The organism is Mucilaginibacter lappiensis, assembly GCF_900155965.1.
GTDB classification, from domain to species: domain Bacteria; phylum Bacteroidota; class Bacteroidia; order Sphingobacteriales; family Sphingobacteriaceae; genus Mucilaginibacter; species Mucilaginibacter lappiensis.
This window is the reverse complement of the sequence record NZ_FTMG01000005.1, coordinates 167,100-181,324: the sequence shown is the minus strand read 5'-3', so window position 1 is coordinate 181,324 and position 14,225 is coordinate 167,100. Positions and strand designations below refer to the sequence as shown.

Sequence of the window (14,225 nt, the reverse complement as noted above, 5' to 3'; positions counted from 1 at the left end):
ATGAAGATCAAAGTTTGTGGCCTAAAGCACCCCGAAAACATCAAAGCCGTAGCCGCTTTACAACCGCACTATATGGGCTTTATTTGTTACGAGCGTACGCCACGCTATATTGATACTTTGTCTGCAGATGCACTGGTCCCAATATCCCCAGAGATTCATAAAGCCGGGGTTTTCGTAAATGAAACCGCCGAAAACATCAGCTCGCTGATTGAGCAGTATGGTTTTGACACCATACAATTGCATGGCGATGAAAGTCCCGAATTTGGTGGTGCCTTTAAAGGTAAAGTAACGGTTATTAAAGCCTTTGGGGTTGATAACGACTTTGATTTTGGCAAGCTGAATGCTTATGCCGGTCATGTAGATTATTTTATGTTCGATACCAAGACGAGTATTTACGGTGGTTCGGGCAAGGCTTTTAACTGGGACATTTTAAATAAATATACATTAGATATTCCCTTCTTTTTATCTGGCGGCATAAGTTTGGATAATATAGAAGAAGTAAAAAATATAGCACATCCGCAATTTTACGCGGTTGATCTGAACAGCCGGTTTGAAGACGAGCCTGGGTTGAAAAATATCCAAAAATTGGAAAAAGCATTTGATATTATCAAAAAACAAACGATTAGAGATGAAATACGGAGTTAACGAACATGGTTATTATGGCGATTTTGGTGGTGCTTACATCCCCGAAATGCTGTATCCAAACGTTGAAGAACTAAGACAACAATACCTCAACATCATTAATGATCCGGATTTTAAGGCGGAGTTTGATGATTTGCTCAAAAACTATGTAGGCAGGCCTTCGCCCCTGTATCATGCCAAAAGATATTCGGAGAAATACGGCGCTAACATATTCTTCAAGCGCGAAGATTTAAACCATACCGGCTCGCACAAGATCAACAATGCCATCGGGCAGATATTGTTGGCCAAACGCTTGGGTAAAAAACGCATCATTGCCGAAACTGGTGCAGGTCAGCATGGTGTAGCAACTGCTACCGTATGTGCCCTAATGGGTATTGAATGCGTGGTTTACATGGGCGAAATTGATATGGCCCGCCAGGCGCCCAACGTTTCCCGCATGAAAATGCTGGGTGCCACCGTAAGACCGGCATCATCGGGCAGTAAAACGCTCAAAGATGCCACCAATGAGGCCTTGCGCGATTGGATAGCCAATCCGGTTGATACTCATTATATTATTGGTTCGGTGGTTGGCCCTTATCCATATCCCGATATGGTAGCCCGTTTCCAGTCGATCATATCCGAAGAAACTAAAAAACAACTCGTAGAACATACTGGCAAGGAATTGCCCGAATATGTACTGGCCTGTGTAGGCGGCGGTAGTAACGCTATGGGCATGTTCTATCATTTTTTAGATAATGAACAGGTTAAGCTGGTGGCCGTGGAAGCTGCCGGTAAAGGCGTTGACAGTGGCCATTCGGCGGCTACTACCTTTTTGGGCCATGAAGGCGTTCTGCACGGCAGTCGTACCATATTAATGCAAACACCCGATGGACAAGTGGTTGAACCGTACTCCATTTCGGCGGGCTTGGATTATCCGGGCATTGGGCCACAACACGCGTATTTGTACAAAATAAACCGTGCTCAATACGTAAGTGTTACCGACGATGAAGCCATGAAGGCCGGTTTACTTTGCTCGCAAATGGAAGGCATTATCCCGGCCATTGAGTCGTCGCACGCACTGGCACAGCTCGAAAAAATGAAATTTAATCTAACAGATAACGTCGTGATCTGCCTGTCGGGCCGTGGCGATAAAGATCTGGATACGTTTATCAAATATTTTAATTATTAGATGGTTCATGGTTAATAGTTCATGGATCATAGTGAAAAAAGAGTATGATCATAAACTATAAGACAAGAGATACCATGAACAATGAACCATCAACTATAAGCTACACAATGAACCGATTAAACCAGCTTTTTGCATCAAAGAAAGATAACCTGTTATCGATATACTATACAGCGGGTTATCCTGCCTTGAACACTACGGTGGATATTGCCGAGGCTTTGGAAAAAGCCGGGGCCGATTTCCTGGAAGTGGGTTTCCCATACTCCGACCCGGTAGCCGATGGGCCGACCATACAACATAGCTCCGAGCAGGCGTTGATCAATGGCATGACGCTCGATCATCTGTTTGAAGAGTTAACAGAACTGCGTAAACGGGTTACCATACCCATACTGCTCATGGGCTATTTTAACCCTATTGCACAATACGGCATCGAGCGTTTCTGCAAAAAAGCAGCTGAACTGGGTGTAGACGGCGTTATTGTGCCCGACTTGCCCATGTATGAATATGAAGCCTTGTATTCGACTCATTTTATCAATAACAACCTGAGTAATATATTCCTGGTTACGCCGCAAACATCGTCTGATAGGATCCGCAAAATTGATGAGCTGAGTAATAGTTTTATCTATCTGTTGTCGTCATCGTCAATAACCGGTGGCAGTTTGCAGCTTACCAATAGTATTGAGGATTATTACAAGCGCATCAAGGCTATGGAACTTAAAAACCCAACCATTATTGGTTTTGGTATCTCAGATAATGCTACCTTCACCAAGGCCTGTGAGTACGCCAACGGCGCTATTGTAGGCAGTAAGTTTGTAAAACTACTGGCCGAAGATGGCTATATGGAAAAAATACCCGCTTTTATACAGAGCATGAGATAGATCAAGGATTTTTGGAGGAAGGAATAAGGACTTTTATTTATACGGTGATCTGAAATCCTCGTTCCTTGATCTAAAAATCCTAAATCCAAAACCTACAAATACAATTCCAGATCCCCTTTACCTTCGCGGATGATCTCGAAATCGCCTTCGGTACAATCAACTACGGTAGAGGCGATGTTATCACCATAACCACCATCGATCACGATATCAACCAGGTCCTCATATTTTTCGTAGATGAGCTCCGGATCTGTGGAGTATTCTATAATATCATCATCGTCCTTAATAGAGGTAGAGAGGATAGGGTTACCCAGAACCCGCACAATCTCACGGGCTATCTCATTGTCCGGTACCCTGATACCCACCGTTTTTTTATTGGAGCTCAATAGCTTAGGTACCATATGGCTGGCATTGAATATAAAGGTAAACGGCCCTGGTAAAGCCTTTTTTAGCACCCTGAAGGTGGTATTGTCAATCGGTTTGATATAATCAGATATATGGCTCAGGTCGTAGCATATAAAAGAGAAATTAGCCTTTTCGGGTTTGATGTTCCTGATTTTGCAAATGGCCTCAATAGCTTTATGATTGGTAATATCGCAACCCAGGCCGTAAACGGTATCGGTGGGGTATATGATGAGGCCTCCTTTGCGTAATACTTCAACCACCTGCTCTATAGCTTTAGGGTTAGGATTTTCGGGATATATTTTAATAAGCATGATGTATAACAAATATACTTATAAGTTGGTTTAAAAATGGTGGGTGTTAAATGTCGACCGCCAGGATTTTAACATTTGGGGGTAAGGAAAACTTTTTAAACCTCTTATTTTAACACTTTTCTGCTCAAAAACGGGATGAAAACGTTCAAAAATTCATTCAAAACCACCAATTTTAACACTTTTTAACAAATTTTAAAACGATTTTGGGCCATTTTTGAAACTTTAAAAAGTATTAAAATATTGATATTCAATTATTTGACTTAATAATGGACGCTTTTTGCCCTTGTTTCTCTCTTAACTAAACAGCCCGGTTCTCTAATAAAAAGAGAACCGGGCTGCTATATATGTAAATATACGAAATTTTAGGGAGAGTAGATCGCTTCTTTATCACTCAAGTTCAGGATTACCTCTATTTTTATTGATCTATTAAAATCCTGCTAATCCTTTAAGCGTGTCAATAAAAAAAGTCACTTGCCAAAGGCAAATGACTTCATCATCATCATATATTTTAACCCGTTGAAGCGTTTTCAATAAACCGGGTTGCTACCTGGGCAACAACGCCGGCTTTTAAATGTTAAAACACAGCAACAGTATTAAAACAATTAAGCTTGTTTGGTCAACTGTAGGTTGATAAGCAATTTAATGTCCTCACCAACTACAACAGAGCCTGCTTCGGTTACTCCATCCCAGGTTAAACCAAACTCTTTACGGTTTATTTTACCTGTAATTTCAAAACCTGCTTTGGTGTTGCCATAAAAATCGGCTGCTGAACCACCGAATTCGGCAGTAAGGGTTACTGGTTTAGTAACGTCTTTTATAGTCAGGTTGCCTTTTAATTCGTATTCCTCATCATCAGTTTTGGTTAATGAGGTTGATTTGAAGCTGATCTTTGGATATTTTTCCGCGTCAAAAAACTCGCCGCCTTTTAAGTGCTCATCGCGCTGGGTTTGGTTAGTGTCGATGCTGTTAATGTCCAGTGAAAAATCCACTTCGGCATTGTCAAAATCATCTCCTTCGGTAATTACTTCACCGCCAAAGCTTTTGAAAAAACCACTTACGGTTGAGATAACTAAGTGTTTTACCTTAAATTGTACTTCTGAATGCATTGGGTCGATAACCCATTTTGTTGCTGTTTCTGTTGCCATGATTTTTTTTATTTGTTTTGTTGAGTCAAAGATAATAATAAAATAGATGTTTAAACATCTATTTTTATTTCATTACAATTCGCCGACAATCAAGTACAAGTTTAACCATACAATTGCGCTAATGTTTAACTTTAAGAGTTATTTTTATATTAAATAATCTATTTATGAAGAAGCTTTTCATTACCTCGTTCATTATCATATTCGCCGCGCTCATCGGGTGGACTATATTATGGAAGCCGGCCGCCTGGTCGTTCGTGATCATGGTACCTATATATGCCGTGGGCTTTTATGACTTGGTGCAAAAAAAACACAGCATAGTGCGCAACTACCCCGTGTTTGGTCATCTGCGTTTTCTGATGGAAGACCTCCGTCCCAAAATATACCAGTATTTTATTGAGAGCGATACCAATGGAACGCCGTTTAACCGCCAAAACCGCAGCGTGATATATCAGCGTGCCAAAAAGGTTGACGATACGCGTCCCTTTGGTACCGAACTGGATGTATATGAAAATGGCTACGAATGGCTTAACCACAGCATCGCGGCGGTTGATCATCATCATCTTGATCTGTCGCCAAGAGTAAAAGTAGGCGGTCCCGATTGTAAGCAACCTTATATGGCCAGCGTTTATAATATATCGGCCATGAGCTTTGGTTCGTTGAGCGAGAATGCCATCCTGGCCCTGAATGGTGGCGCCAAGCTGGGCAACTTCGCGCATAATACCGGCGAAGGTGGCCTGAGCGATTATCACTTGCAGCCTGGCGGCGATATTATATGGCAAATAGGTACCGGTTATTTCAGCTGTCGCCATACCGATGGTACTATTGATTATGATGCTTTTGCCAAGCGTGCCGTTTTGCCGCAGGTAAAAATGATCGAGATCAAGCTTTCGCAGGGAGCCAAGCCTGGTCATGGCGGGATATTACCCGCTGCTAAAGTTACACCGGAAATTGCCCGGATCAGGCTGGTAGAGATGGGACAGGACGTGGTATCGCCTCCATATCATACCGCTTTTAATGATCCTATCGGCTTAACCCAATTTATCAAGAAACTACGCGAACTATCTGGCGGTAAACCCATCGGCTTTAAGCTTTGTGTGGGCCATAAGAGTGAGTTTTTAGCGATATGTAAGGCTATGGTGAAAACTGGCATCTATCCCGATTTTATTACCGTGGATGGGGGCGAAGGTGGTACCGGAGCCGCACCGCTGGAATTCTCGAACTCCGTAGGCATGCCCCTGCGCGAGGCTCTGGCCTTTATTTATGATGCCTTAACTGGTTTCGACATTAAAAAATATATCAAGATCATCGCCTCGGGTAAGGTGGCTACTGGGTTCGACCTGGTGAAGAATTTCGCTCTCGGTGCCGATATGTGCAACAGCGCCCGCGGAATGATGTTTGCCCTGGGCTGCATACAAGCGCTCGAATGTAACATGAACACCTGCCCAACCGGAGTAGCCACGCAGGATAAAAGTCTGATGCGCGGCTTGGTGGTTGACGATAAAAAGGTGCGGGTGGCCAATTTTCATAACCAAACGGTAAGTAGTGCCATACAAATGATAGGGGCTGCCGGCCTGGTAAAACCATGCGATCTGCACCGTATGTTCATCTATCGCCGAATCAACCACAGTCAGATACAAACCTACGCAGAATTGTTCCCTTACATCCCTAAAGGCAGCCTGTTGAATACGCCATACCCCTCAAGTTTTGAACTGGACATGGCCATCAGCAACGAGGATAGCTTTGTGCCTGATTACAGCAACGTAACCAATATTGATTACAGTAATGTAAATTCGTATATGAGTTAGACGAATTAAAAGTTAAAATGGGAAGATATCTTCATAAGTAAAGGAGCCTTCATATCTGAAAATCTTTTTTAACCAAGATTTGGTAAAAGATTGAATGTGTGGTTTTGTGTTAAGGTATTCATTACTTTTAGAAGAGCAATAACAATCAATTATTAGATTATTTTCTTTTTTATCAAACTCTAAGGATTTAAAATCTGAGTCATTAATCAATTTGCTTTCATAAATCTTCGATTTAACTTGTGAAAGGAATTTATTTCCATTTTTTTCAATTATGTCATTTATTCTACTAACGTCCCAGACGTTATCGTAGAATCTGTTTTCTAATGTATCCCAAAATTGGAGGTTCAATTGATGGAGACTGTCATAATCATCTATGGCATTTTTTAATTTTTTAAAAGTTATGAAATCAATTCTTGAATATTGTTCTTCATTATTGATTAGAAATCGATTTATATAATTAATTCTATCTATAGTTGTTTCAGTAATATTTTCTTTATCAAATAATACTTTTTTGAAAATCACGTCAGATATGGATAATAAATTGAAATTATAAATATACTTTTCAGTTGTCTTTCTTCTGTTTTTGAGACTTTTAATCTCATATGATTGGGCCTTTATTAATGATGATATACTATCAAAAATTGAAGAATCTGAACGACCTTTTAAGCTATCTGTTTTAAATTCTTTGAATGCGAATATCGTTTCATCGTATTGATTTAGTTTTCTAATTAGTTGGGGCAAAGAATCTGATTGCGTTTTTAACTCCTCATTCCAATTGACTAATTTTACTTCGTAATTAAATTCATCGATATTGGATGAGAATGTCACCGGGAATAAATTTAAATTGTAATTCATTGCGGGTGCTTTTCTAGTTAAAAAAATCCAATCATATAGATCGCTTTTTTTACAACTTATGATTAAGGCAGTAACAAGTCTAAAGTCATCTTTTATTTGAACTTTATAGGCTACCATATCGATTTCTCTTTGTTGTGAAATGACATCATCAAGATAATATCTGGTATGAATAACTGCCCATCCTTTTTCTTCAAGCATAGTAGCCACTTGATGTTCTAAAATAAATCCGGTTTGTTTTATAGAATCGACAAGAGATATTTGAGTTTCACTTTTTTTATTCATCGTTATGTGATAAAGATATTTAGGTTTTTTATTTTATAAATTTAAGATTTATATATTGAAAAGGGGGAGCGAAAGCTCCCCCTTTTCAATATATCGTTCGGCTAAAATTGCATTACCAGTGCAATCACCTGGCTAGAGCTGAGCAAAAGCGTTCCCTCATTACAACATCACACCCTTCATGATCATCACAGCGATGCTGAAGTAAATGATGAGGCCGGTAACATCTACCAGGGTAGCCACAAATGGAGCAGACGATGTTGCAGGGTCGGCACCAAGTTTTTTCAGGATAAGTGGTAGCATGGAGCCTGCCAGTGATCCCCACAATACAACACCAACCAGGGCGCATCCTACGGTTAAGCCTACCAATATCCAGTGTGGCCCGTAAATGGGCGAAAACATGGTCCAGATGTAAATACGCATAAATCCTATTAATCCCAGTGTTAGGCCCAGCATTAAGCCCGACAATAGCTCACGGCGCATTACCCGCCACCAGTCCATAACAGTAACTTCACCCAGGGCCATAGCCTGTATAATTAAGGTAGAAGCCTGTGAACCGCTGTTGCCACCGCTTGATATAATAAGCGGGATAAACAGGGCCAGTACCACCGCTTTTTCAATTGATTTCTCAAAAAATCCCATGGCGGTAGCGGTCAACATTTCGCCCAGGAATAAAATGATAAGCCAGCCAACACGTTTTTTAACCAGCCGGAACAGGTTAATATCCAGGTACGGCTCGTCCAATGCTTCGGTACCACCAATTTTCTGGATATCCTCGGTATATTCTTCGTTGGCTATCCATAAAATATCGTCGACAGTTACAATACCCAGCAATATATGTTCATTATCCACCACGGGCAGGGCCACACGGTTATTCATCCTGAATATATTGATAGCTTCTTCCTGCGGATCGCTGGCACTGAGAGATATCAGGCGCCCGTCCATCAGGTCGCTTACTTTGGTTTCGGGTTTAACCAATAATATTTCCCGTATCCTGATGTCGTCAAGCAGTACGCCGTTTTCGTCTATTACATAGATCACATCAATGGTTTCGGAGTTTTTACCGTAGCGGCGGATGTGGGATAGTACACGTGTAACATCCCATGTTTTCTTAACGGCAATGTAATCGGGTGTCATCAAACGGCCAACACTGTCTTCCTCGTAACCTAATAAAGAGAGTGCTTCTTTACGATCATCCGGCGACAGGTGCAGGATCAATGTTTTAACAGCATCGCCATGTAATTCGCTAAAAAGGGCGGTACGGTCATCGGGAGGTAATGCGTTAATCAGGTCGGCAACTTTTTGACCGGAAAGCTTTTTGATGATACGTTCCTGGGTAGGAGAGTCCAGTATCCGGAAAACGTTAACAGCCCGGTTGAGCGACAGTGTTTCAATAAATCGGGGGCCATGTTCGGGTAATTCACCTATCAGTTCTTCAACGTCTGATATATTGAGGTTGTTCAAATATTCCTTTAATTGTTTATTGTTTTCCTGCTCCAGCAACAATTCTATTTGTTCAACCATTTCGTTCATAAATGTCCCCCTGTTGTTTACATGTTATTATTAATCTGTTTTGCCTTGATTTGACGATGGCAAAAGTCGTTTATTTTTTCAAATTATAGGCAAAATTTTGTGTTATCTTTGCGCGAATTTTATCGGTAGTCTGAATCAGAATTTTTCACTTGTTGCTTGTTTTTTTAAGGCGTTCAAGAGTACTTCGTAGTTTTCAGAATTAAAGGATTTTCAGAATTTGACTTTTGGGGTTTAGAATTTAGAGTTTAGAATTTACTGTTTATAATAAAATATGGGTTTACAATGTGGAATAGTGGGTTTGCCAAACGTAGGTAAATCGACACTTTTTAATTGCTTATCAAATGCCAAGGCACAGGCGGCTAATTTTCCGTTCTGTACTATTGAACCAAACGTAGGCGTAATTACGGTACCGGATGAACGTTTAACCAAACTTACCGAAATAGTACAGCCCAAAAGCATTGTACCCAACGTTATTGAAATTGTTGATATAGCAGGTTTGGTTAAAGGAGCGAGCAAAGGCGAAGGATTGGGTAACCAGTTTTTGGGCAACATACGTGCCACCAACGCTATTATACACGTATTGCGCTGCTTTGATAATGACAATGTGATACATGTTGATGGCTCGGTTGACCCGATACGTGATAAAGAGATCATTGATACCGAATTGCAACTAAAGGATTTGGAATCGATAGAGAAAAAGATCCAGAAAGTTGAAAAAATGGCCAAAACCGGTGGCGACAAAGAAGCCAAAAAAACCTTTGATGTTTTAACCGTTTACAAGGAGCACCTGCTAACAGGTAAATCGGCCCGTACCGCGCCGGTTGCTGAAGAGGATAAGGAATATGTTGCCGATTTGTGGTTGCTTACCGCAAAACCTGTCATGTACGTTTGTAATGTTGACGAAGCCTCGGTAAATACCGGCAACGCTTATGTAGAAAAGGTAAAAGCTGCTGTTAAAGAAGAAAATGCGGAAGTACTGGTGATTTCGGCACAGATAGAATCGGAAATAGCGCAGATGGATACTTACGAAGAACGCCAGATGTTTCTGGATGATCTGGGATTGACAGAATCGGGCGTAAATAAGCTGATCAAAGCAGCCTATAAATTGCTTAACCTGGCTACTTACTTTACCGCGGGTGTACAGGAAGTACGTGCCTGGACAATTACCCAGGGCTTTACAGCACCGCAGGCTGCAGGAGTGATCCATACCGATTTTGAAAAAGGATTTATCCGCGCCGAGGTGATTAAATATGACGACTTTGTTAAATTTAACGGCTCAGAAGCTGTTATCAAAGAGAATGGCAAGCTAGCTATTGAAGGAAAAACCTATATTGTACAGGACGGCGACATTATGCACTTCAGATTTAACGTTTAACATTATATTTGTTAAACACCAAATTTGAAAATCCTATGAAAAAATCTTTTTTATTAAAAGCCTTGCTTTGCTTTGCAGTAACCTTTATGCTCCATATGGAAAAATCTTCTGCTCAAAATTTAAAGCTGATTGCTGAGGTAACACAAGCCACTGAGCAATTACGTAAAGCCATGGTTGATGCCGATACCGTTACGCTGGAGAAATTGACATCGGGCGAGTTAAGCTATGGTCATTCAAGCGGCAAACTGCAAACTAAAAAAGAATTTATAAGTGATCTTGCTACTGGCGCATCTCATTTTGTATCTATAAACCTGACCGATCAAGAGGTTAAGGTAGTAGGTAATACGGCTGTTGTACGCCATATACTAACCGCGGCTACTAATGATAAAGGTAAAGGCCCTGGAATAACCAAGCTGGGTATATTGCTGGTATGGGTTAAAAATAAAACGCAATGGCAATTGCTGGCGCGCCAGGCAGTAAAAGTGCCGTAAGAAAATAAGCCGGGAAGTCCATAGTCAGTAAGATATAAACATAAAGATCAAAAGAAAAGTCCGAAAGTTTGGAGGGTTACACTCTCCAAATTTTCGGACTTTTTTACTTGCGGACTTCATGGACTATGGTCCATCGACTATGGACTTCCCGACTTCCCTCTAAACCTTAATTTTTTTCCACCTGCCACGCTTAAATAAAATATAGGCCCCTAAGGTAAGCCCCACTTCGGCAACCGGGATAGAAATAAAAACGCCTGTTGGGCCCATTTCAAAGTATTTAGCCAGTAAATAAGCAAAAGGGATCTGGAATACCCAGAAGGTGAAAATATTGATCTTGGTAGGTGTCCAGGTATCGCCGGCGCCATTGAAAGCGCTGGTTAAAACCATTCCCACCCCGTAAATAATAAAGCCCCCGCTTAAAATTTGTAAGGAGCGTGTAGCCACTTTTATAACCGCTATGTCCTCGGTAAAAAACGACGCGAATAAATGCCCGCAGGTTAAAAACAAAATGCTTACAATGCCCAGGAACACCATGGTGTATTTAATGGTTTGAAATACCGATTTTTCGGCCCTGTCTATATGGCCTGCACCTAGGTTTTGTCCTACCAGCGTCGCGGCTGCGTTGCTTAAGCCCCAGGCAGGTAACAGGAAAAACATCATTAACCGCAGGGACGTTTGATAGCCTGCAGAGCCGGCTTCGCCGCCTGTGGTAGCCACCAACTCGGCCAGGAATATCCAGCTGCAACTGGCTATTACAAATTGTAAAATACCAGGTGCGGCAATTTTGATGATAGCTTTAATCTGCTGCCAGTCGGGCACAAAATAGCTTAACCGTATTTTTAGGATATTTTTCCCGTTGAACAAATTGTAAACCTGATAGCTAACACCTAGTCCCCGACCAATAGTAGTAGCGATGGCGGCACCGGTTAAGCCAAAAGCCGGGATAGGTCCCAAACCCCGGATAAAAAGAGGACATAGGATAATGTTAGCGATGTTGGCTATCCAAAGGCTTCGCATAGCGATAGCGGCGTTACCTGCTCCTCTGAAAATACCGTTGATCAAAAACAGCATCACGATAATGATACTTCCGCCCATCATGATGCGGACAAAGTTTGTTCCATGATCTGCGGTTTCGGCAGAGGCACCCATGGTCAGCAGGATATCCCGGGCGTGTAATAGCCCAATAATGCTAATGGTAAGGTTGATAATTACAGCAATAATAATGGTTTGCATACCCGCTTTTGAGGCCGCCTCTGGATTTTTTTCACCAATACGACGGGCAACTACTGCTGTGGCTGCCATGCTCAAACCTATAGCCAGCGAATATATTACCGTTAATACCGATTCTGTTAAACCCACGGTTTGTATGGCGAGGCTGCTGTTTTTCAAATGCCCCACAAAATACAGATCGACCAATGCGAATACCGACTCCATGGCCATCTCCAGCATCATGGGGATGGCTAACAAAATAATGGCTCTTTTAATGCTGATGGAGGTTAGGTCAACTTCGGCGCCTTTAAGTGATTGCTTTAAAACAGAGAAAAAAGAGGATATTTTACTTTTAGGTTTGGGTTGAATTGTCTCTAACATAAATATACAGGATTATAAGGAATAGATGTTTAACCATTAATATGAAACCTTTTGGTTACAAATATAAAGAAGCCTTTTGGTTAGTCAAGCATTATTAAAAAAATATAATAATAGTTACGTTGAAAATAGGTAAAACGTTACGCCTTAGGTAAAAACGGGTAAACAGATTGGCGGCAAATGGGGTTAAAAATATCAGCTTTTTAGCTGTTGAGGCATTTTATTATATAAAATGTTATAAACTCATTAATTGGTTAGGAAAGTGGAAAAAGTGGCAAATACGCATCTAAAATCGCGTAAAAATCGTTAAATTAACAACACCAATTGATACCTTATTTGTATTACTATTATGGATACATTAGTCACTTATATGTTCCAGATTACGGTAGCCTTTATGATCATACAGGTATGCATACCTATTGTGATCATCATTAGAAACAGGCATAAAAACAAAGCAGAGTACAGCGGCTTAACGCAGCTTGAGGTAGAAGAAATGGAGCATCAGCATTTTCTCCAGGAGGTAGATGCCATTTTAAATATGAATCATATTTCACATTGTGACGATTGAGCTGATATCGAAAACCATATCCGATTGCTCATGACGCAACACTGCATTGTTGAAAGGATAGTGAGGTCACTTTGAGTTTGCAATCAGATTTTTAATCCATTCGAAATACAGATTGTTTGCAACCTCAGCAATTTTAATTGGCTCCAAATTAAATCCATGAGCCGCTTCCGGAAACAGTGCTAGGTAAGTTTTATTGCCTGCCATTCGCCAACGGGATTCCATAAAATTAGTATCATCGATAAAAGCATCGGCCATGCCACACATAAAAAATGCAGGCGGCAAATTTCTTAAATCAGCATATAGCGGCGACAATTGCGGATTTTGCAACTGCGCTATCGAAAATTGACCATACGCAGCTTTCATCATCTCTTCTAAAGTATATTTGTTTAGAACAGGTGTTTTTTCTGTAATTAAGCGGTGTGACGGCGTTTTACTCAAGTCAAAAATACCATATTGTAACCCTACACCAAGAATTTTATCTGCTGACTTCAAGGAATCCCGGATATAAATAATTGTGGCCGCTGCGTTTTGCGCTCCGGCAGAACCACCACCGACAAATATTTTTTCAGTTCCAAATTTCACCCGGGCATTTTTCAATAGCCATTTCGCAGCAGTGTTGCAATCAAGAATTTGCGCCGGATACGGAAATTCTGGCGCCAGGTGATAATCCACACTTACGATTGCAATATTACATTTTCGTGCCATCACATCGTTAATCGAATCACCAAACCGCGCACTTGCATAAATATTGCCTCCGCCATGTATATCCAAATAAACGGCATTGATTTTTTCTGGCCTGAATATCCGTAACCCTATTTTTCCGTTAGGCCCATCAATTTCTTCAACAGATGGCGTAAGTAAAGTGTGTCTTGGCTGCTTATCAATCACCTGTCTGAATGCCTTAATAATTGCCGGAGTTAGTTCGATTCGGGGAGCAGCAGGTTGATTTTTATAATAATTGCTTGTTTCAGTAAGATAACCACTGTAGTTCTCCGAAAAATTATTTTGCTGAGCTGAAAGCTTAATCACCCAAAGCATTAACAACAGGGATACACCTGCTTTAATCATTTGTTTTCTTCCTGTTTCCATTGTTCGGTAGTGTTTAATTGTTCTTTCTATATTTTTCCAGGCCCATACGGGGCATATATTAAAACGATTCTTTTAAATTTATTTACCTGATTAACAATGT

13 protein-coding genes are annotated in these 14,225 nt (G+C 40.9%); 7 read left to right on the top strand and 6 right to left on the bottom strand.

The window, feature by feature from the left end:
* From BW976_RS12125 to trpA, 3 genes are all read left to right on the top strand, one after another.
* A complete protein-coding gene (locus tag BW976_RS12125) occupies positions 1-645 on the top strand; it encodes a phosphoribosylanthranilate isomerase (RefSeq protein WP_076373560.1) in 645 nt (214 codons plus the stop codon).
* The gene (gene trpB, locus BW976_RS12120) at positions 629-1,810 is read left to right on the top strand and encodes a tryptophan synthase subunit beta (protein ID WP_076373559.1); all 1,182 of its coding nucleotides are present in this window, start codon (positions 629-631) and stop codon (positions 1,808-1,810) included. Before BW976_RS12125 ends, trpB begins: the two co-directional genes overlap by 17 nt.
* A gap of 107 nt (positions 1,811-1,917) precedes the next feature.
* On the top strand, positions 1,918-2,685 hold the full coding sequence (gene trpA, locus BW976_RS12115; RefSeq protein WP_076373715.1) for a tryptophan synthase subunit alpha: 768 nt from the start codon (positions 1,918-1,920) through the stop codon (positions 2,683-2,685).
* A 92-nt stretch (positions 2,686-2,777) separates the two neighbouring features.
* On the opposite strand, the gene BW976_RS12110 is transcribed toward trpA, so the two are convergent.
* Both BW976_RS12110 and BW976_RS12105 read right to left on the bottom strand, forming a co-directional pair.
* Positions 2,778-3,398 (bottom strand): L-threonylcarbamoyladenylate synthase, encoded by a 621-nt coding sequence (locus BW976_RS12110; protein ID WP_076373558.1) that lies wholly within the window; start codon positions 3,396-3,398, stop codon positions 2,778-2,780.
* Positions 3,399-4,000: 602 nt separating this feature from the next.
* Positions 4,001-4,543, bottom strand: coding sequence for a YceI family protein (locus BW976_RS12105; RefSeq protein WP_076373557.1), 543 nt, complete (start codon positions 4,541-4,543; stop codon positions 4,001-4,003).
* Between the two features lie 164 nt (positions 4,544-4,707).
* On the opposite strand from BW976_RS12105, the gene BW976_RS12100 reads away from it, so the two are divergent.
* Complete coding sequence (locus tag BW976_RS12100; protein ID WP_076373556.1) at positions 4,708-6,348, top strand: FMN-binding glutamate synthase family protein; 1,641 nt, start codon at positions 4,708-4,710, stop codon at positions 6,346-6,348.
* 12 nt (positions 6,349-6,360) lie between these two features.
* Here the strand turns inward: BW976_RS12100 and BW976_RS12095 are convergent, their stop codons facing one another.
* Both BW976_RS12095 and mgtE read right to left on the bottom strand, forming a co-directional pair.
* A complete protein-coding gene (locus tag BW976_RS12095; RefSeq protein ID WP_076373555.1) occupies positions 6,361-7,485 on the bottom strand; it encodes a hypothetical protein in 1,125 nt (374 codons plus the stop codon).
* A 159-nt stretch (positions 7,486-7,644) separates the two neighbouring features.
* Complete coding sequence (gene mgtE, locus BW976_RS12090) at positions 7,645-9,015, bottom strand: magnesium transporter (protein ID WP_076373554.1); 1,371 nt, start codon at positions 9,013-9,015, stop codon at positions 7,645-7,647.
* Positions 9,016-9,286: 271 nt separating this feature from the next.
* On the opposite strand from mgtE, the gene ychF reads away from it, so the two are divergent.
* Positions 9,287-10,390 (top strand): redox-regulated ATPase YchF, encoded by a 1,104-nt coding sequence (gene ychF / locus BW976_RS12085; RefSeq protein ID WP_076373553.1) that lies wholly within the window; start codon positions 9,287-9,289, stop codon positions 10,388-10,390.
* A 35-nt stretch (positions 10,391-10,425) separates the two neighbouring features.
* Entirely contained in the window at positions 10,426-10,881 is a 456-nt protein-coding gene (locus BW976_RS12080; protein WP_076373552.1) for a nuclear transport factor 2 family protein, read from the top strand.
* 159 nt (positions 10,882-11,040) lie between these two features.
* Here BW976_RS12080 and BW976_RS12075 read toward each other — a convergent pair whose 3' ends face one another.
* The gene (locus BW976_RS12075) at positions 11,041-12,471 is read right to left on the bottom strand and encodes an MATE family efflux transporter (protein WP_076373551.1); all 1,431 of its coding nucleotides are present in this window, start codon (positions 12,469-12,471) and stop codon (positions 11,041-11,043) included.
* A gap of 346 nt (positions 12,472-12,817) precedes the next feature.
* Here BW976_RS12075 and BW976_RS12070 point away from each other — a divergent pair, with 346 nt between their 5' ends.
* A complete protein-coding gene (locus BW976_RS12070; protein WP_139332285.1) occupies positions 12,818-13,036 on the top strand; it encodes a hypothetical protein in 219 nt (72 codons plus the stop codon).
* 66 nt (positions 13,037-13,102) lie between these two features.
* Here the strand turns inward: BW976_RS12070 and BW976_RS12065 are convergent, their stop codons facing one another.
* Positions 13,103-14,125, bottom strand: a complete 1,023-nt coding sequence (locus BW976_RS12065) for an alpha/beta hydrolase (protein WP_076373549.1) — start codon at positions 14,123-14,125, stop codon at positions 13,103-13,105.
* Between the last annotated feature and the right edge of the window lie 100 nt (positions 14,126-14,225).